Below are 19,542 nucleotides of genomic sequence, written 5' to 3'. Positions count from 1 at the left end.
AATTGCGTCGTTTTTATACAACTAGGCTTAGCTTGCCAGAATAGCCTGCTCTATATCACTGTATACTCGGACGATCTGGTCAACTTTTGTGACCTTAAGTAGCTGTAATACGGGGGCACTCTCTGTAACCACGGAAATCTCCGATGTCATATGGTGTTTTTTGAAAGCCATTAAAACCCCCAAAGCGCTACTGTCCATAAAACTAACGTGAGAGAGATCGAGAAGAATCGGTTTGTCGCCCGTTTCAGGCAGTGCATCAATAAACTGCCTAAACTGGGTCACCATTTTTGAATCAAACGAAGAGGACTCAACTTCAATCACGGTAAGTGAGTCATTACTGTACGTTGCGAAAGCCATAAACACCTCTAGCCAAGATGCGTGTATTGTTATCTATTCTCTATATGAATATAGACGCATTTCAATAAACGTACAGATCTTATGGGGAAATAGTTTAGAGCTCTCTAAAGTACTCATAATTCATCACTAATTATATGGCTAAGTTAAACTATTTGGCGCAGAATAGACAAAAAACAACAAGACATCCCCGACATTGAACTATCGCGCTGAACTTATTCTGGTTTTCACCACTTTGCTTGCTGGTGCTGGATGGGTATTTTCGAAAGAAGCTATACAAGGCCTACCGCCATTTGGCTTTATCGGGCTACGATTTCTCGCCGCATCGCTCATACTGCTCCCTTTTTGCTACAAGGCACTAAAGGCGGCTTCTCTCTCAGATTGCCTGCGCGCACTTAGCGTTGGTGGCTTTTTGGGGGGCGCTATATTTTGCTGGATCCATGCAATTTCTATCAGCGACACATTAGGCGAAGGCGCATTTATTATGAGCCTGTCAATGTTGTTCGTACCTTTAGTTGCATGGGTGCTGTTCAAGTCCAAACCCATTCGGGCATTCTGGTTGTCTTTGCCTCTTGCTGTCGTAGGTCTGTTCTTGCTTTCTTGGAAAGGAAGCTGGTCGTTCAATGCCAGTCAGCTTTGGTTCTTAGTGTCGGCCGTAGGTCTTGCCGTGCACTTCAACTTCAATAGCAAATACTCAGCGAGCCTATCACCGATGTTGTTGACTACCCTCCAGCTGTTCTCTACTGGCTGTTTGGGTTTACTTCTCTCATGGTTTACCGAAACCTGGCCGAGCGAAATCTCAGTCGTGACGTGGAAATGGTTTACTTTAAGCGTAATTCTCGCCACCAGCTTACGCTATCTGATGCAAACGACCGGTCAGAAGCTCGCTAATCCGACCAATGCTGCACTATTAATGTTGTTAGAACCGGTTTGGACTCTGATACTCAGTGTGCTTATTTACGATGAGTCTATGCCACTAAACAAAATCCTTGGCTGTCTGTGCTTGCTCGCATCGCTGATACTCTATCGCTTAAGCTCCATGGTCATTATCCGCAGAAAATAAACGAAAAAGAGCGCATTACTATGCGCTCTTTTCCTCATTGTTGTCCCTACTTAGTTGCCCACACACTTTAGCACTGTCGATTTGGCGGCTAATAGTTTGCTTTGCATGTAAACATTAAGCTTTTCAGTTTGAAGCTCGTTAAATTCTAAACCCAGTTTGCTTCTTCGCCACAAAATGTCGTCTGTGGACACAGCCCATTCGCTCTCCATCAGGTAATCAACTTCGGTTTGATACAAACCGTGTCCAAAGTGCTCTCCCATTGACTCTAGACTGGATATACCCGCTAACACCGCCTCGATTCGCGTTCCATACGAGCGGACCCAACGACGAATGATTGCAGAATCCAACCATGGATAACGTTTAGCCATTTGCTCTTCGAGCGCCTCTCTGTTTGAGAAATTGCCTCCCGGTAGCGTAGCCTCTTTAGTCCAATCTGGTCCCATGTGTGGGAAGAAAGGTACTAATTTGTCCACTGCTGCTTGCCCTAGCTTTCGATAGGTTGTCAGCTTGCCGCCAAAGATAGAAAGAAGTGGAGCATCATCGAGTTCATCGTCTAGTTCAATGGTGTAATCGCGCGTCACCGCTTGCGGATCATCAGATTCATCTTCACACAGTGGCCTTACACCTGACCAATCGGAAACAATGTCCTCTTTCGAGATTTTGCTTTTGAAGTGCTGGTTGACGATTGCACACAGGTAATCAACCTCGTTGTCATCAATCGCGACTTTACTTGGGTCACCTTGATAGTCCACATCGGTCGTCCCTACGACTGAATAGCTATCCATATACGGGATCACAAACACGATACGCTTATCTTCGTTCTGCAGGATGTAAGCATGATCGCCCTCGTACATTCTAGGGACAACAATATGACTGCCCTTAACCAAGCGAATATGTCTTGGGGAGCGGAGCTCTAATTGCTCGTCAAAGAAACGATCCACCCAAGGACCAGCAGCATTGACCAGCGCTTTCGCTTTGAAGGTAGAACGCTCACCCGTTAAGCCGCTTTCAACCTCTACCAACCAACCGTCTTCTGCTCGCTGCGCGCCAATACACTTAGTTCGAGCAAAAATGTCTGCTCCTTTCTCCTTTGCCAATAGCGCGTTAGTCACAACCAATCTCGCATCATCCACTGCACAATCAGAGTATTCGAAACCAATCTGCATCTCAGGCAGTAACGGGCTGTTATCACTGCCAAACTTAACACTGCTGCTGCCCATTAAGGACACGCGCTTTCCAAGGTGATCGTAAAGGAACAACCCAGCACGAATCATCCAAGCAGGTCGCAAGTGGGGGCGGTGAGGCAATTGAAAGCGTAGTGGAGACACTAAATGCGGTGCATTTTTAAGTAGCACTTCACGCTCTGCTAATGCTTCAGAGACCAAACGAAACTCATAGTGTTCTAGATAACGAAGTCCGCCATGTATCAGTTTACTGCTCGCTGATGAAGTCGCAGAGGCAAGATCGTTCATTTCAAACAGTGCCACATTCAACCCACGACCCGCTGCGTCCGCAGCGACAGCGACGCCATTAATACCACCGCCGATCACCACTACATCGTACACTTTGTTCGCTTGACTCATCACCACTGACCTCCATTAACCTTAAACTTTCAAATGAGCGCATACGAACAATATAATGCGCGAATTCGAACATTGCGAGCATTTTGATAAAAGTTAGGTATATTTTTTTGTCGCTACTGCTTTGCTCACAAATTTCGTTATCGTCTTTGAACATTATTATCAACGACACTAAGATGAAACATTGATGTGCTTAGTAGACCAAATACCAACATGGTCGAAAACGAACACTAACGCCCATTGATACCATTACTATCGACTGACGGACAATCTATGAACAACAAAAACGTCATCATCGCTCTAGACCAAGGAACCACAAGTTCTCGAGCGATCGTCTTTGATCACGATGCGAACATCGTTACCACTGCTCAACGTGAATTTACTCAGATATATCCTCAGCCCGGCTGGGTTGAGCATGACCCAATGGAGATATGGGCAACGCAGCGCTCATCACTCACCGAAGCCTTGGCGCAAGCGGATATTTCTAGTGAAGAGGTCTCTGCAATAGGCATTACCAACCAACGTGAAACCACCGTGGTTTGGGACAAAGAAACCGGGCTACCGATTTATAATGCGATTGTTTGGCAATGTCGCAGGACAGCAAACTATTGCGACCAGTTAAAGGCCGATGGCCACGAAACCATGATTCGAGACAAGACTGGTCTCGTCATTGATGCCTACTTCTCTGCCTCTAAGGTGGCCTGGATCCTTGATAACGTAGAAGGCGCGCGAGAAAAAGCAGAAAACGGTGAGCTGCTATTCGGAACTGTCGATACTTGGCTGATTTGGAAGCTAACTCATGGCAAAACGCACGTAACCGATGTCAGTAATGCATCGCGAACCATGCTATTTAACATCCACACTCTTGAGTGGGATGATGCTCTGCTCGATCTATTTAATATCCCTCGCGCCATGCTGCCTAGCGTCAAGTCATCCAGCGAAACCTATGGACACACTCAAATCGGCGGCGGTGCAAAGGCAATCCCTATTAGCGGAATCGCCGGAGACCAGCAAGCTGCACTTTTTGGGCAGCAGTGCGTTAAGAAAGGCATGGTAAAAAACACCTACGGCACTGGTTGTTTTTTACTGATGAACACGGGTCACAGTCCCGTGACTTCTCAACATGGTCTATTAACGACGGTTGGTTTTAAAATCGGTGACGAGGTGACGTACGCTCTAGAAGGTAGCGTTTTCATGGGCGGCGCCACGATTCAATGGCTCAGGGATGAACTTGGTCTTATTCGCGATGCCAAAGATACCGCCTACTTTGCAGAGCAAGTAGATAGTGCCAACGGCGTGTACATGGTGCCTGCCTTTGTGGGGCTTGGTGCGCCGTATTGGGATCCGCATGCGCGCGGCACTCTAGTAGGCTTAACACGAGGCACGAATCGAAACCACATCATCCGAGCTGCACTCGAGGCCATTGCTTACCAAAGTAAAGACGTATTGATGGCGATGGAAGAGGACTCAGGCATCAAACTTAACCAGATACGCGTCGATGGTGGCGCAGTAGCGAATGACTTTTTGATGCAGTTCCAAGCGGATGTGATGGGCAGTAAAGTGTTAAGACCTGCCGTTCGTGAATCCACGGCACTTGGTGCCGCGATGTTAGCTGGCTTGGCGGTTGGCTATTGGGAAAGCCAAGAAGAGCTTGCCGAGAAAAAACAGGTTGAACGAACATTCTCACCTCAAATTGAGCGAGAGAAACGTGATCAGCTTTATGCAGGTTGGCTCGATGCGGTAGAGCGGACTAAAGACTAGCTTTCGCAGCTAGTCTCTTTAAACTCTATGTCGACTATTTATCGTTTTGATTAGATAGCTCGACATAGACCTCCATCAGGGATTGACGGGTGTTAGGGTTTAACGCTTTTACGTCCTCGCAAGGTGCTACAAGGTCTGGGATTTGATAAGTGTTCATCGAAGCCGCCATAGCCGCTTTCACACCGTTGTTAGAATCTTCAAACGCCAAGCAATGTTCTGAAGGAACGCCTAAGCGCTGAGCCGCGAGATGATAGATCTCTGGGTCTGGCTTACCGCGAGTGACCTCACACCCTGTCGTGATGTTATCGAAATAGCGATCAAGCCCTGCGAGTCTGAGTTTGCTTTCCGCGACTTCACGGTGAGTAGACGTTGCAACCGCGAGAGGAATATTGAGAGATTTGAGCCAATCAAGCAGCTCTACGACACCATGCTTTTTGGGAATAGCTTGATGAAACACCACGTCATTGTAGTGTTTACGCCACTCTTCATTAATCGTTTGATAATCGATAATACCCTCATAAGCGGCACCCAATTTGGCGTGAATGGTCTTTGAATTGCAACCAATGATAGACAGATAACTCTCTTCTAAGAAAGGGACACCTAGCGTCTCGCATGCCTTTTCAAAAATGCCTTTGCAGACATTCTCTGTATCTAGAAGCAGCCCATCCATATCAAAAATTGCAGCTTTAAAGTTCATCGTTCTCTCATCATTTCCGCGATCAAATCAGAGCGCATTGTGCCGTAAGTTGACACGCTTTGCTACGGCAAAAGCCAATACTCAGTCTGTTTGGTGTATAATCGAGCCCTCAAAATATCCATTGAATCAAAGGAATAAGATGGTCGCATTGAAAACAATCCTGTTCGGATTAGCTGGCGCTTTGCTTGGAAGCCTACTCCCCATTCCGTTGGGTGAGTTGTTTGCTGCGGCGTTTGCAACCATCGTTTACCTTCGCTATACCCACCAAAACGTCAGACTGCCCGATGCGGTGATCACAGTCATTCAGATCATCTTGGGAGTCAGTATCGGCATTACTGTGCATTTTTCTGATCTCGTAGGCTCTTTTTCGCTTCCTTTGTTCACCGGGCTCGTCTTGTGCATGCTATCGCAGACCACCGTCAACTTCTTATGGCTGTATAAACGTGAGCGTTGGACGCCTTTCGAGTCTTTATTAGGCGCCATTCCTGGTGCAATGGCTGCCATTCTCGTTATCAGTGAGGAGCAGGAAAAACCCTCACCAAAAATCATATTCTCGCACTCTATTCGCTTATTACTACTGGTCGTCCTCGCTGGTGTTATTGCGTCAACAGGCGAAGAGGGTGGCTCGCAGTTAAGCCAAACTTTATCGGTGTCTCAAACAATGCATTTGTTGATACTGGCTGTTATCAGCTATGCGTTAGGCAAACTGGTAGGTAAAGTCGGTGTGCCTGCCCCTTATCTATTAACCAGCCTGATTGTTGCAGCTATCTATAATGCTCAGTTTGCATCTCTCGCTCTAGTGGTACCCGAAGCTCTTATTATGTTTGCCACTGCTATTTTAGGCGTGCTGATAGGAAGCCGATTAGCGCCAACCACGCTACGAGAAGCTCTCAGCTATTCGAAAGCAGGATTGATCGTCACAGTGTTAGGTGTCACCGTGACCCTTCTCTACGCGTTTGGGTTTAGCTACTTAACAGGTGCCGATTGGGAGGTATTACTTCTAGCATGGGTACCGGGTAGTGTTGAGGCAATGACTGCAGTTGCCCTATTGCTCGGCTTGGAGCCTGCATTTGTTGCCATTAACCACGTGATGCGATTGATGATGTTGTATATGATGCCCGTCGCACTAAAAACCCCACTCCAAAGATTGAGTAAGATGTAAATCATGGCAAGACCGAAAAAGCTTCGAAAAGTATGCAGCCAAGCACCCTATGAGTGTTTCAAACCCAATGGCGTACCTGTAAAACAACTTAAAAAGGTAGAGTTATTTCCCGACGAGCTTGAAGCATTGCGCTTGGCAGATCTACAAGGGATGAATCAGATTGATGCAGCCAGAGAAATGCACGTGTCTAGACAGACCTTTGCTAACATCGTTAAGTCTGCCCGCAAAAAGGTGTCACAGTGCCTGATAGAGGGTCAAGCACTGATGATGTCGACCTCTGAGCTGGATTAGCGGCGATCAGGCTCCTGAATCTGATAAAGCGACTTCTCGCTGCTTTTCGCTTGTTTCTTACAGTCACAATCACTCTCGATACCGACCTTAGAAAGTCCTCCACAGCTGCCTCGTATCGCCTTACGCTTGAACATAACACCGATGGACATCAGTGCAATCGCGGACGTAAACACAACAATAGCAAGTAATATATCCATACTCTTATCCCCTTCACTCTATTTTCGTGAGCCTCATTCTTATATTACGGACCGTACTGGGTGAGAGTTTATTTCGATGCGGCAGTGAAGAAGAGCAACACGACATCTGCTTAGAAGGGGTATCCCGACCATAACGGATATCGTTAACTGTTTCTAATTGTTCAATATTTAGCTCCGATACGATTTGCGTTGACTTCGCTGCCCGTACCTCAACGCCAAGTTCGAACAGAGATTGAAGCATTTTCTTACCAATATTTCGCACCAAAACCATATCGACTTGCTTAGATTCTATTAGCTGCTTCCACTGTTTCTTACGCTGGCAACCCTGCACGTGGTCCGTGAGATCGATCATAGTCGTAGAGTGCTGGCCTGTATCCAGCAAAGCGATGGATTCAGCCTTTGAGAAGTGGCCACTGACGCGCTCGTTTCTAACTGGAATGGCGATAAGCATTATAGGTTCCTCCTGTTGAACATGTTTCAAAAGAGTACGTCCATATTTAGCATATGCCAATAACTATATTTGCAACATTATGATCTGCAAAATGAAAAAGCCCCGCCTAGTAAATGAGCCTAACTAAAGCGGGGCTGAAAATAACAGTTGATCAAGGATTAGGCGTTGCAGTATTCCGTCGCAATCGCTGCTCCAAGTCTTGCATTGTTCAACACAAGCTGGATATTAGAGTCTAGACTGTTCCCGCCCGTCAATTCACAGACTCGCGCTAGCAAGAAAGGTGTGGATTCTTTACCAGCGATACCTTGCTCATCCGCTTCAGCCAATGCCTGCTCTATCGCACTGTTAATGGTCTCTACAGGCATTGCGTACTGCTCTGGAATCGGGTTTGCTACCACGGCGCCACCAGCAAGATTCATCTCCCATTTTGCCTTGAGCGCAATAGCGATTTCTTCAGCAGTATCTAAGCGATAATCGATGCCATGTTCGCTTTCACGAGTATAAAACGCAGGTAGGCTATCGGTTTGATAACCAATGACGGGAACACCCTGTGTTTCGAGATATTCACGAGTTAACGCAAGATCGAGAATGGATTTGGCGCCAGCACAAACAACGGCAACGTTTGTGTTCGCTAACTCTTGTAGGTCAGCTGAGATATCAAATGTCTCTTGAGCACCGCGATGCACGCCACCAATACCGCCGGTTGCAAATACTCGAATCCCTGCCATTTCAGCCAGAATCATGGTTGCTGCCACTGTTGTCGCACCATCTTTTTGTCCAGCTACCATAAACGGAATATCTCGACGACTCACTTTTGTTACCGCTGTGCCTGCCTTACCCAAGTATTCGATTTGTTCTTTATCTAAACCGACTTTTAGGCGACCTTTGATAATGGCAATTGTCGCAGGGATCGCACCAGATTCACGTATCGTTGCTTCTACCGTCAGTGCTGTTTCAACATTGCGCGGGTAAGGCATGCCGTGAGAAATAATCGTCGATTCCAGTGCAACGACAGGTTTATTCTCAGCCAATGCTTGTGCAACTTCTGGTTGAATATCTAGGTACTTCTCTAACATGTGGATTCCTCTATTAGGCGCGAGACCGCCTTTTCAGACATAATTGAATTGATTGTTGAGTTGGACTGTAAGGCTAGCCTCGCAGCAGCGAGTGCAAAGTCGACACTGGTTGGCCAATCCCAGCTCTGGATGTATCCATGTGCGAGACCGGCCATTAAAGCATCACCAGCGCCTGTGACGTTGTTAACTTGCGTTTGTGATGCGGGAATAAACTGCCCCTGTCCCTCATCACTGGCATAAGCGCCTTGTTTTCCAAGACTGATCAGTAATTGCTTAATCCCCATTTTATGCAGTTGACCAGCGAGTTCAGGAAGCTGGTCTAAACCCTGCAGCTTATAGCCACATAAAAGCTCTGCCTCTGCGAGATTAGGCTTAAGAGTATGAATATATTCGAGATAAGGTTTTATCTTGCCTGCTTTTACGGACGATACTGGGTCAACAAATATGGGCTTGTCACCATGAGCATGGAACAGATAATCGAGTGCACTGTCACTCAGGTTAGCGTCTAACACTATCGCGGAAGCACGGTTGAATACGGCTGCACGCTTCGCTAACTGGTCGACATTGAGCTCGTCGATAAGCGCCATGTCATTAAGTGCCAGCTGTAACTCACCTTTTGGGTCGTGAATAGACAAGTAAGTACTTGTGGCTCGGCCAGGTACTATCAAACAATGATCGATGCCTACTGAGGCATTTCGACAAGCATCTAAAAGCTGTTCGCCCCACAAGTCGTCGCCAATCGCGCCAACAAACTGCACCTTGCTACCCAAACGCGCGAGATTGTCCGCAATGTTGCGTGCTACGCCACCAGCTCCTGAAGTTAACACGCCAGGGTTTGAATCCCCTATGACGAGATCAGAGATAGAGCGACCGCACAAATCCATGTTAGCGCCACCGATAACAGCGACATAACGCTCAGGCGCGATTACATAACCCTTGCCTTGGATAAATCCCTTCTTGGTAAGATTCATGATATGTCCCGCAACCGCGCTGCGACTCAGATCCAACATCTCCGCCAGCGTATTTTGGGGGATCATAGGATCTTGCTTTATCAAATCTAGTATCTGCTGCTCACGTTCCGTCATAAACATTTGTCCGTATATACAAACACATGTTTGGATGCTAGACGATAATGAACAGAAAGCAAACGATTAACTTGTTCAATTTATAGACTTGATAGGGTGATCACAGTTCATTATATCGCCGTTTATATTCATTCATTTGCATTTCCATGTGTGAAATAAGTCACTTGCTGACTCAAAGTTAAGCTCGCTAATATGACAATACCCATATAAAAACTAATGATAAGAAACATATGGACTATATAAACTGCATAGCTAGCACCAATAGAGCGCTTAGTTGCCGAAATGGCATCGATGAACTGTTCAACAGTCTAAGAAAGAAACACCCTTTTCTTTCCAGGTTATGTGTGTCTGTCACATCAGGCGACCACCTTGAAAACTTCCACGTTATCGACCATCAGGATGATAGCGATCGGTATGACGTCATCTCAATGTCATCTTCTAACTGCCAGCCCCTTATCAAGATCATTGAGAATCAAGAGATCCGTGTCGTCTCCGACCTGACCGAGCTCAGTGATAATCTGAGGAACAGCCGACTACGCATGCTAGGCCATCGCAGTAGCTTCACTATGGGCTTAAAAGTCGATCATAAACACGGTGCTGTGCTGTTTTTTAACGCCACTAAGCCCGACTACTTCAATGACGGGACGTTACACGCGGATTTACTGTTTGTGCGAGAAGTCATCGTGAGCTTACTGTGTCACGATCGCTATAAACACCAGATGTTTTTGCAAGCCTTGAAGCTCGCTCTCCGGATCAGTCACAAGCGTGACCCTGAAACAGCAGACCACCTGCAAAGGATGAGTAGATACAGCAAATTATTGGCAGAGTTACTTGCAGTGAAGATTCCCGTCGATCATCGCTTCATCCAATGGATAGAGCTCTATTCGCCATTTCATGACATTGGTAAGTATCGTATTCCCGATCATATTCTGTTTAGCCCACATCGATATACACCTGAAGAGCGGGCAATAATGAATAAGCACGTTGATTATGGCGTAGATATTATCGACGATGTTCTCGACAATATTGATGTGATGACCGCATCAAGTGCCGAGGTTTCCTTCTTAAAAAACATCATCTACTACCATCACGAGCGCTTCGATGGACACGGATATCCATCAAGAATAGGCGGAATAGACATCCCTCTCGAGGCGCGTATCATCACCATAGCGGATGTGTTTGATGCACTGTTAAGTAAACGCACTTACAAGCGTGCGTGGAGTATGGGTGACACTCAACGTTATATTGAGCAAGAGGCAGGTCTCGCGTTCGACCCATTACTGGTCACGACGTTGATGGATAATCTTGATCGCTTTCAAGCCATCTACGACGAGTTTCCTCCGGAGCCTATATCCGAGGGTGATGTTGCGTAGTGACTGTTGCTGAGTGCCTTTTGCCGAGTACCTTTTGCGTGGTAAGGATGTGTAAAAAGGTTAAACGCCCTCTGCACTGCCGAACACGCGATCGAAATAGCTGATAGGTGCGACACGTGCACTCGCCGTTCTTTGCCATTTAGTACTATTTGCGACTAACCACTTTTGTTGTGAGCCTGCAACTATCGCTTGACTCACTGTTGCCTCACGCAGCTCGTGTTCCATGGCATACTCTTCTTGATTCAAGCCTAGAGGTGAGAGTTCTTGTGGGCTTGGCACTGCAGATGCAAGGCAAACTGCGGCGCAACAAACAATACCAATGTCAGCAGAAAACTGACCAAAGAACTGGCTAATGTTGTCACCTACCACATCGCCGTCATTGGTGCGTAGCCTGCCACCTGGAATCCAGGTCTCGATATGGTCGTACTGAGAGAGAATATGAGCAGCTTGAAAATTGTTGGTCACAACACGAAGCTGCTGATGATTCGCGAGCTTTTCCGCAATAGTCGCAATCGTGGTGCCAATACCCAAAAATAAGGTACAACCGTCTGGGATTTCAGCCACTACTTGTTTAGCGATAAGCTGCTTTTCGTCTAAGTTCGTTGCGCTTCGTGAAGCAAAACTTCGATTACTCAATGTTGTCGGCAAACTCACACCACCATGATGTCGCCTAGCAAGCCCGAGTGCGCAAAGCTCATTGATGTCTCTACGAATCGTCTGCGTCGTGACATTAAAATGTCCCGACAGCGCATCAATGGTGCAGTACTCTTGAAGCTGGATTAAATCGATAATGCTCTGTTGTCGCAGGCTTAGGTTAGTCATAGTGGTGGTTGTTACCTTTTGTTTTATCTCAGTAAATACTACACAAGTGCTTCCGCGGGTTCCAAATAGTTTTGCGGCACGTCAGTGATCATCATATCCACTCCCCAACCCCATAATTGCGTCACTAGCTCAGGAAAATTTGGCGTATAGCAATAGAGTTGGTAGCCGGAAGATTTGACGACTCGAGCCGTGGCTTCATCTAGAAAACGATAGTCGCAGTGAACACTGTACGCTGACAAGTTATCTAATATAGACAGTGCGTCTTCTGGTACTTTCTGCCAAAGCTGTCCGCGGCGAATATTTGGCATCTGGTGTTTCATTTGCAGCAAGGCGTCGATAGAGAAGCTAGAAAACAACACTTGTTCAGGTGCTGTATCGACCTCTTCCATCACAGTTTTTACTTGCTGGCAAAGCAACTCAACGTTGTCACCTTCATAAACCTTAAGCTCAATGTTTAGCTTCACTCTATTTCGCTGAGCAAAAAGCAAGGTCTCTGCCAGTGTTGGAATAGGCTCGTCGCGATAGACTTCACCAAACCATAAGCCAGCATCAAGTGCTTTAAGCTCATTAAGGGTCAGTTGTGACACTTTACCACTGCCATTAGTGCAACGGTTTACCGTTTGGTCATGAATAACCACAGGCACTTTTTCTTGGCTAAGCTGAACATCAATTTCAATCCACTCTGCACCGTATTTAGCGGCAAGCTCAAAAGCTGCCATCGTATTTTCGGGTGCAAGACTAGATAAGCCACGGTGTGCTGTCGTTTTCATTTGATACCTCTAAATGTTCATTTATGTTCACCTGAAGCATCTCAACCCAATATGACACAAGTATTGCAGTAAAAACAACAAATGATGAAAACAAAACCTTTCAATTAAGTTCATTTAACTGTCACTGAATCGTCATTTTCCTAGTTTAATTTTCATTTGAACATTTAGAGCGGATAACACCACATAAATGAACATCTGCTCATGTGAACCAACACTACTACTCATTGAATGAAGGGAAAGGATATGTCTATTAAGCACCTAACAAGCATTGCTGTGGCAGCCGCGCTTATCAGCACAGGCGCTCAAGCCAAAACAGAGGTTGAATGGTGGCACGCTATGGGTGGCGCTTTGGGTCAAAAAGTCAACGAAATTGCCGCTGACTTCAATGCTAGCCAATCAGAATACGAGATCAAACCTGTTTATAAGGGTAGCTACGCGGAAACCATGACCAGTGCAATCGCTGCTTTTCGTGCTAAAGAGCAGCCTGCAATTGTTCAGGTGTTTGAGGTCGGTACGGCAACCATGATGGGTGCAAAGCAAGCCATCTACCCTGTTTATGAGTTGATGGAAGACACAAAAGAACCGTTTAACCCTGACAACTACCTTGCGGCTGTGACGGGTTACTACACAACGAATGACGGTCAAATGCTTTCAATGCCGTTTAATAGCTCAACGCCAGTGATGTATTACAACAAAGACATGTTTGCTAAAGCCGGCATCGAGTCCGCTCCTGAGACATGGAAAGAGATGGAAGAGGTATCTCGTAAGTTACTTGCGTCAGGCGCGAAATGCGGCTTCACAACTACATGGCAATCTTGGACGCAGATCGAAAACTTTGGCGCTCGTAACAATATCCCTGTTGCGACTAAGAACAATGGTTTTGGTGGATTTGATACCGAGTTTAAGTTTAACGCCGCTCCGTATGTGAAGCACATTGAGAAGCTGGGCGAGTGGTCGAAAGAAGGCATCTATAAGTACGGTGGTCGCCAGTCGGATGGCATGCCACTTTTCTATACCCAAGAGTGTGCAATGACAATGGGCTCGTCTGCAGGCTTAGCTGGTATTCAAGAGAACATGAAGGGCATCAACGTTGGCGTTGCTCAACTTCCATATGACGATGAACTAATCGCTAAGCCACAAAACACCATCATCGGCGGCGCATCTCTTTGGGTTCTTCGTGGTCATTCATCAGAAGAGTACAAAGGTGTGGCTAAGTTCTTTAGCTACCTTTCAAGCTCAGAAGTCCAAGCTGACTGGCACCAGTTTACAGGTTACCTGCCAATCACCAAGCAAGCTTACGAGCTAACTAAGCAACAAGGCTTCTACCAAGCAAACCCAGGAACTGACACGGCTGTTGTTCAGATGACGTCGACAGAACCGACAGCGAACTCAAAAGGCATTCGTTTTGGTAACTTCCTACAAACTCGCGACATTATCAATGAAGAGCTAGAAGCCGTTTGGGCAGGCAAAGCTTCTGCTAAATCAGCGCTAAACAACGCAGTTCGCCGTGGTGACGAGCAGCTTCGTCGCTTTGAGCGCACACAGAAGTAACCCGTTGTCCATTCTACGCCGCCACGGTTTTTGATGTGGCGGCATTTCGGTATTTTTTATGTCTTCACAAGTTGTATTCAAAAACAAGTGGTTACCCTACGCGCTTATCGCGCCGCAGTTGGTCATCACTATCGTGTTTTTTATCTGGCCCGCAGGTCAGGCCGTCTTCCAATCGTCTCAATTGGAAGACGCTTTCGGTATCAGCCGAGAGTTTGTTGGACTGGAGAACTTTAGCAAACTGCTCAATGACAGTTACTACCTAGATTCTCTTTTCACTACCCTACAGTTCAGCGTCAGTGTCGCGGTATTAGCGCTAGTCAGCGCACTGATTTTGTCTGCGTTTGCTGAGCACATCGTACGCGGCGCGACCATGTATCGCACCTTCTTAATTTGGCCGTACGCCGTTGCCCCAGTCGTCGCGGGTTCACTATGGTTATTCCTCTTCGACCCAACAATTGGTGTTATCACCGATGTGCTTAAGTGGTTTGGCGTGCAGTGGAACCCAACGCTCAATGGGTCGCATGCTATGTGGATGGTCGTCATTACCTCGACGTGGAAGCAGATCAGTTACAACTTCCTGTTCTTTCTTGCCGCCCTTCAATCTGTTCCGAGGTCACTCCATGAGGCGGCAGCGATTGATGGCAGTGGCCCTGTGAAGCGATTCTTGACTATCAGCTTCCCACTTATTTCACCTACCAGTTTCTTCTTGCTGGTCGTGAACTTTGTCTACGCCTTCTTTGATACGTTCGCCATTATCCATGCAATGACACAAGGCGGACCAAGTAACAGCACGTCGACTTTAGTTTACAAAGTATATAACGATGGATTTATCGGTCTGGATCTCGGCTCATCCGCCGCTCAGTCGGTCATCCTAATGATTCTCGTCGCCCTGCTCACGGTGATTCAGTTTAAGTATGTTGAGAAAAAGGTGGCGTACTAATGGTTGAAAGAAGACCCCTATTTACGATTTTTTGCCACGTTGTTTTGGCGCTCGGCATCATCTCTATTGCACTCCCGGTATGGATCGCCCTAGTAGCAACCACTCACGACAACACTGCGTTTGCGACCGGCACACCCCTGTGGTTTGGCGACCTTGGCTTTAGCGTGTTTGGCGAACTTCTCAGCAATCAGAGTTCATTTAACAACAGTGCCTTACCTATTACGCACATGTTGACTAACTCTCTGATCATGGCGTTATGTATCACGTTCGGTAAACTCATCATCTCGATCATGTCAGCGTATGCCGTGGTGTTCTTTCGATTCAGAGGCCGGATGATTGCGTTCTGGATGATCTTCTTCACCCTAATGCTACCTGTCGAGGTCAGAATCATGCCGACGTTTGAGGTCATCACTAACCTCAACATGCTGAATTCGTTCTATGGACTCACGATCCCATTGATTGCCAGTGCCACCGCCACATTCTTGTTCCGTCAATTCTTTATGACGGTACCCAATGAACTAGTCGAAGCCGCAAGAATTGATGGTGCGGGCCCGATTAAGTTCTTTTTCGATATTTTGTTGCCGCTATCGCGCACCAATATCGCCGCCCTATTCGTTATTACCTTTATCTATGGTTGGAACCAATACCTGTGGCCACTTCTTATCACGACTGACGTGCAGTACTACACCATCGTCATGGGCATTAAACAGATGCTTGGTGTGGTTGATGGCGTCATTGAATGGAACAAGATTATGGCGACCACCATCATCGCTATGTTGCCACCGGTCATTGTTGTCATCGGTATGCAAAAAGCATTCGTTAAAGGCTTGGTAGATTCGGAGAAATAAATGTCTACACTTACTCTTTCAAACATCGCTAAATGTTACCCAAATGGCTACCAAGCGATCCCAAACATCAACTTAAACATTGAAGACGGCGAAATGGTTGTCCTTGTTGGTCCGAGTGGCTGCGGTAAGTCAACGCTGTTACGCATGCTGGCAGGCCTTGAGGAAATCACCTCTGGAACCTTGCAAATCGACGATAAAGTGGTGAATAACCTAGAGCCTGGCGAGCGCGATATTGCAATGGTGTTCCAAAACTATGCGCTTTATCCTCATATGACGGTCTATGACAACATGGCTTATGGACTCAAGAACCGTAAAACGCCGAAGGCAGAAATCAAGCGCTTAGTCTCAGAAGCGGCAGAGATGCTAGAACTCAACGGCCTACTTGACCGTAAACCTAAACAGTTATCCGGGGGCCAAAGACAACGTGTGGCGATGGGACGTGCAATCGTGCGCGAGCCAAAGGTGTTCTTGTTTGATGAACCATTGTCAAACCTCGATGCGAAGCTGCGTGTCCAGATGCGCCTTGAGATCAAACGTCTACAACGCCGTTTGGGCACCACATCAGTGTACGTCACACACGATCAAGTCGAAGCCATGACGCTAGCGGACAAATTGGTTGTTCTTAACAAGGGCAACGTAGAACAGGTGGGCACGCCACTCGAGATCTACGATAACCCGGCATCTTTGTTCGTTGCGACCTTCATTGGCTCGCCATCGATGAACATCCTTAACGCCCATGTTTCTATTGAAGGTATTGAACTTGACCACTCGCTACTTAAGCTCAACACATCTTCGTTGGGCCTTGGTGACATTAAACTGGGTCTAAGACCAGAGCATTTGAAGCTAACTGAAGATAACCCTTGGTTCCATGTTGAGGTCGAACTGATTGAAGCTCTAGGAGCAGACCTATTGCTTTACTGTAAAACCCTAGGCTCAGAAGACCAAAAGCTGGTTATTCGCGTCGAAGGGCATTCTAAGATTACCATCGGTGATCAGCTGGGTATTGATATTGACCTAGAACACCTCCATCTTTTTGATAGTAAAACATCAAAACGTATTCACTTTGACGCCAATGCAGAACAACAAGAGGTTATTAATGCCTAAGCCTTTAGCAGCGATATCTCACGCTCAGGCAAATGAGATTCAATGGTTACTAACGGATGTCGATGACACACTGACATGGGAGGGAAAGCTCCCGTCAGAAACATTGAGCGCTCTATCGAAACTCAACAATGCTGGAATTAAGGTCGTTGCGGTAACCGGTGCGTGCGCCGGTTGGTGTGACCAAATTGCCAAGCTTTGGCCAGTGAATGGTGTCATTGGGGAAAACGGGGCGTTCTGGATGCAGAAAAACCCGTCTGGGTTTTATACTCACTCGCAGATCCCTATGAGTGAAATGAGAGCTCAGCAGCAAGCATTGATTGATCTCTTGAACGAGGTACTTGTCGATTATCCAGGCATCGACTTTGCAAGCGACCAAGGTTTTCGTTTTTGCGATGTCGCCATTAACCTAGGGCAGGATCGTGAGCCTGTCGATCCTATAGTGGCTGAAACACTGCTGACTGCAATCCGACAACTCACATTGAACGGACAGCCAGTAAAAGCAACACAGAGCTCTATCCATATCAACGTTTGGGTTGGAGAGCACAACAAGCGTATCGCAAGTGAACTCTATCTTAAGCAAAACGCTGATTTGGAAAACCTCAAGCTTGCAAACATTGCTTATATCGGCGACTCGCTTAATGACGAAGCGATGTTTGAGTGGTTGCCAACCACATTTGGGGTCAATAACATCACTCCGCTGTTAGGCAAGCTAAATGCTAAACCTAAGTATGTGACTCGAGGCAATGGTGGTTATGGATTTGCCGAATTAGCTGACTTGCTCATTAGCATGCGTTGACGCACTCTACTACACAAAAAAGAGACATCCTGAAAAGAATGTCTCTTTTTTTACGAACCGCTTACGCTTTGTTTTTACGCTTTGGTCGCTTCCATAGCATCAGACTTGGGCGTTTTACTGACCTTAGTCGGTAATGTCTGCGGAACCAATGCCAATAACCCGGTAAGCCCCAATGCAACAAGACCAGACATGGTGACCGGAGAACCAAACACCGTCTGAACTAACTTAGGTGCTTCCTTTAGTAAATCTGGTACCAGCATCACTCCCAAACCCAAACCAAATGAGATAGCAATCGTCATGATTTTGCGTCTATCTAGCTCTTCATTGGCAATAATCTTGATGCCGGCTGCTGCGACGGTGCCAAACATCACTAGTGTTGCGCCACCAAGTACAGGCTTAGGAATAGTCATCAGTACTGCACCGAGGATCGGAAACATACCAAGAACAAAAAGAATCGCAGCAATGAAATAACCTATGTATCGACTCGCGATCCCCGTTAAATGAATCACGCCGTTATTTTGACTGAAGGTCGTGTTCGGAAAGGTGTTTAAGGTCGCTGCGATCAGAGAGTTAATACCATCAGCTAAAACGCCGCCTTTGACTCGTTGCAGATACTTCTTACCTTCAATAGGTTGTTTGGAGAACATGCAATTTGCTGTGAGATCGCCCGTAGACTCAATAGCCGTAATTAAATAGATGAACGCAATAGGCAAAAATGCCTGCCAGTCGAATGCGAATCCATACTTAAACGGAACTGGAATACTTAAGAGAGGCTGCGCGCTAAAGTCCGCCATCGAAGCTTTACCCATCATCGAGGCAACAAGCCACCCCACTAGCAATCCAACAAGAATCGACGACAGACGAATCATAGTATTACGGCTAAGGTTTAGCACAACGATGGTTGCTAGAACGATACTGCCGAGTAGCAAGTTGCTTCCCGAACCAAAGTCCTCGGCGCCAACTCCACCTGCAATATCTGTCACTCCAACTTTGATAAGCGAAATACCTATGGTCGTGATGACTATACCGGTGACAACAGGAGTAATGACGACTTTAAGCTTATCGATGAAACGCGACAAAATGATCTCGACAAACGCACCAAAAAAACAAACACCGAAGATGGTGGCCAGCATCTCCTCCGGGCCGCCACCGTTGGCTTTAACCAGAAAGCCAGCACCAAGTACCGACCCAAGAAACGCAAAACTTGTGCCTTGTACACAAATCATCCCCGCCCCAATCGGGCCAATGCGTTTTGCCTGAATGAACGTCCCTACCCCTGATACCATGAGCGCCATGCTAATCAAGTAAGGAATATGCTCTCCGAGCCCAAGCACACCGCCAATGATAAGCGTCGGTGTGATGATGCCGACAAAGCTCGCAAGCACGTGCTGCAAGGCAGCATAGCTCGCAGATTTTGCCGAGGGTTTGTCATCGAGTCCGTAGATGAGATCTTCTTTGTCGTGTTCCATGTGACTTCCTTTCTGTATTTTTAATTGTATACAAACTTAACACTCAATAGTAAGCAATATGCATACCACCAATTTGAACTCTTTAAATTCAATGTCTTAGCTATAATCCGTTCGAGTCTACGCACCGAAAAGTAGCAACTCTTTTCTCAATT

At 46.7% G+C, this 19,542-nt stretch carries 20 protein-coding genes; 10 read left to right on the top strand and 10 right to left on the bottom strand.

What is annotated here, in order from left to right; genetic code table 11:
- Positions 1–27: 27 nt before the first annotated feature.
- Entirely contained in the window at positions 28–357 is a 330-nt protein-coding gene (locus LY387_RS06315; RefSeq protein ID WP_234495725.1) for an STAS domain-containing protein, read from the bottom strand.
- A 193-nt stretch (positions 358–550) separates the two neighbouring features.
- Here LY387_RS06315 and LY387_RS06310 point away from each other — a divergent pair, with 193 nt between their 5' ends.
- Complete coding sequence (locus tag LY387_RS06310) at positions 551–1,417, top strand: DMT family transporter (RefSeq protein WP_234495724.1); 867 nt, start codon at positions 551–553, stop codon at positions 1,415–1,417.
- A gap of 50 nt (positions 1,418–1,467) precedes the next feature.
- On the opposite strand, the gene glpD is transcribed toward LY387_RS06310, so the two are convergent.
- Complete coding sequence (gene glpD, locus LY387_RS06305) at positions 1,468–3,000, bottom strand: glycerol-3-phosphate dehydrogenase (RefSeq protein ID WP_234495723.1); 1,533 nt, start codon at positions 2,998–3,000, stop codon at positions 1,468–1,470.
- Between the two features lie 270 nt (positions 3,001–3,270).
- Between glpD and glpK the strand changes: the two genes are divergently transcribed.
- Positions 3,271–4,758: a glycerol kinase GlpK gene (gene glpK, locus LY387_RS06300; protein ID WP_234495722.1), complete on the top strand. Its 1,488-nt coding sequence runs from the start codon at positions 3,271–3,273 to the stop codon at positions 4,756–4,758.
- Positions 4,759–4,792: 34 nt separating this feature from the next.
- Here the strand turns inward: glpK and LY387_RS06295 are convergent, their stop codons facing one another.
- Positions 4,793–5,455: an HAD family hydrolase gene (locus LY387_RS06295; RefSeq protein WP_234495721.1), complete on the bottom strand. Its 663-nt coding sequence runs from the start codon at positions 5,453–5,455 to the stop codon at positions 4,793–4,795.
- Between the two features lie 139 nt (positions 5,456–5,594).
- Here LY387_RS06295 and LY387_RS06290 point away from each other — a divergent pair, with 139 nt between their 5' ends.
- Positions 5,595–6,617, top strand: coding sequence for an AbrB family transcriptional regulator (locus tag LY387_RS06290; protein ID WP_234495720.1), 1,023 nt, complete (start codon positions 5,595–5,597; stop codon positions 6,615–6,617).
- Between the two features lie 3 nt (positions 6,618–6,620).
- Positions 6,621–6,908, top strand: a complete 288-nt coding sequence (locus LY387_RS06285) for a DUF134 domain-containing protein (RefSeq protein WP_234495719.1) — start codon at positions 6,621–6,623, stop codon at positions 6,906–6,908.
- Here LY387_RS06285 and nqrM read toward each other — a convergent pair.
- The 4 genes from nqrM to LY387_RS06265 form a co-directional block, all read right to left on the bottom strand.
- Positions 6,905–7,105 (bottom strand): (Na+)-NQR maturation NqrM, encoded by a 201-nt coding sequence (gene nqrM, locus LY387_RS06280; protein ID WP_234495718.1) that lies wholly within the window; start codon positions 7,103–7,105, stop codon positions 6,905–6,907. The two genes, LY387_RS06285 and nqrM, sit on opposite strands and share 4 nt — an antisense overlap.
- Positions 7,106–7,118: 13 nt before the next feature.
- On the bottom strand, positions 7,119–7,556 hold the full coding sequence (locus tag LY387_RS06275) for a NifB/NifX family molybdenum-iron cluster-binding protein (protein WP_234495717.1): 438 nt from the start codon (positions 7,554–7,556) through the stop codon (positions 7,119–7,121).
- 158 nt (positions 7,557–7,714) lie between these two features.
- Positions 7,715–8,632, bottom strand: coding sequence for a pseudouridine-5'-phosphate glycosidase (locus tag LY387_RS06270; RefSeq protein WP_234495716.1), 918 nt, complete (start codon positions 8,630–8,632; stop codon positions 7,715–7,717).
- Positions 8,626–9,717 carry a PfkB family carbohydrate kinase gene (locus LY387_RS06265; RefSeq protein WP_234495715.1) on the bottom strand — a complete coding sequence of 364 codons (1,092 nt, stop codon included), beginning with the start codon at positions 9,715–9,717 and terminating at the stop codon, positions 8,626–8,628. The genes LY387_RS06270 and LY387_RS06265 overlap by 7 nt, the downstream gene beginning before the upstream one ends.
- Before the next feature lie 344 nt (positions 9,718–10,061).
- Between LY387_RS06265 and LY387_RS06260 the strand changes: the two genes are divergently transcribed.
- A complete protein-coding gene (locus LY387_RS06260) occupies positions 10,062–11,090 on the top strand; it encodes an HD-GYP domain-containing protein (protein WP_234495714.1) in 1,029 nt (342 codons plus the stop codon).
- A gap of 60 nt (positions 11,091–11,150) precedes the next feature.
- Here the strand turns inward: LY387_RS06260 and LY387_RS06255 are convergent, their stop codons facing one another.
- Together LY387_RS06255 and LY387_RS06250 are read right to left on the bottom strand one after the other, a co-directional pair.
- On the bottom strand, positions 11,151–11,912 hold the full coding sequence (locus LY387_RS06255; protein WP_234495713.1) for a DeoR/GlpR family DNA-binding transcription regulator: 762 nt from the start codon (positions 11,910–11,912) through the stop codon (positions 11,151–11,153).
- 38 nt (positions 11,913–11,950) lie between these two features.
- Complete coding sequence (locus LY387_RS06250; RefSeq protein WP_234495712.1) at positions 11,951–12,682, bottom strand: glycerophosphoryl diester phosphodiesterase; 732 nt, start codon at positions 12,680–12,682, stop codon at positions 11,951–11,953.
- Between the two features lie 243 nt (positions 12,683–12,925).
- On the opposite strand from LY387_RS06250, the gene ugpB reads away from it, so the two are divergent.
- From ugpB to LY387_RS06225, 5 genes are read left to right on the top strand one after another with little or no spacing between them, the layout of a single operon-like run.
- The gene (gene ugpB / locus LY387_RS06245) at positions 12,926–14,233 is read left to right on the top strand and encodes a sn-glycerol-3-phosphate ABC transporter substrate-binding protein UgpB (protein WP_234495711.1); all 1,308 of its coding nucleotides are present in this window, start codon (positions 12,926–12,928) and stop codon (positions 14,231–14,233) included.
- A gap of 58 nt (positions 14,234–14,291) precedes the next feature.
- Entirely contained in the window at positions 14,292–15,173 is an 882-nt protein-coding gene (ugpA, locus tag LY387_RS06240; protein ID WP_234495710.1) for a sn-glycerol-3-phosphate ABC transporter permease UgpA, read from the top strand.
- Positions 15,173–16,021, top strand: a complete 849-nt coding sequence (gene ugpE, locus LY387_RS06235; protein WP_234495709.1) for a sn-glycerol-3-phosphate ABC transporter permease UgpE — start codon at positions 15,173–15,175, stop codon at positions 16,019–16,021. Before ugpA ends, ugpE begins: the two co-directional genes overlap by 1 nt.
- On the top strand, positions 16,022–17,125 hold the full coding sequence (locus tag LY387_RS06230; RefSeq protein ID WP_234495708.1) for a sn-glycerol-3-phosphate import ATP-binding protein UgpC: 1,104 nt from the start codon (positions 16,022–16,024) through the stop codon (positions 17,123–17,125). It abuts the gene before it with no gap.
- On the top strand, positions 17,118–17,921 hold the full coding sequence (locus LY387_RS06225; RefSeq protein WP_234495707.1) for an HAD-IIB family hydrolase: 804 nt from the start codon (positions 17,118–17,120) through the stop codon (positions 17,919–17,921). Before LY387_RS06230 ends, LY387_RS06225 begins: the two co-directional genes overlap by 8 nt.
- Before the next feature lie 74 nt (positions 17,922–17,995).
- Here the strand turns inward: LY387_RS06225 and LY387_RS06220 are convergent, their stop codons facing one another.
- Entirely contained in the window at positions 17,996–19,390 is a 1,395-nt protein-coding gene (locus LY387_RS06220; RefSeq protein WP_234495706.1) for a nucleobase:cation symporter-2 family protein, read from the bottom strand.
- Positions 19,391–19,542: the final 152 nt, after the last annotated feature.

Source organism: Vibrio maritimus, from assembly GCF_021441885.1.
Lineage (GTDB): Bacteria > Pseudomonadota > Gammaproteobacteria > Enterobacterales > Vibrionaceae > Vibrio > Vibrio maritimus_B.
This window is presented reverse-complemented; position numbering and strand designations above follow the sequence as displayed.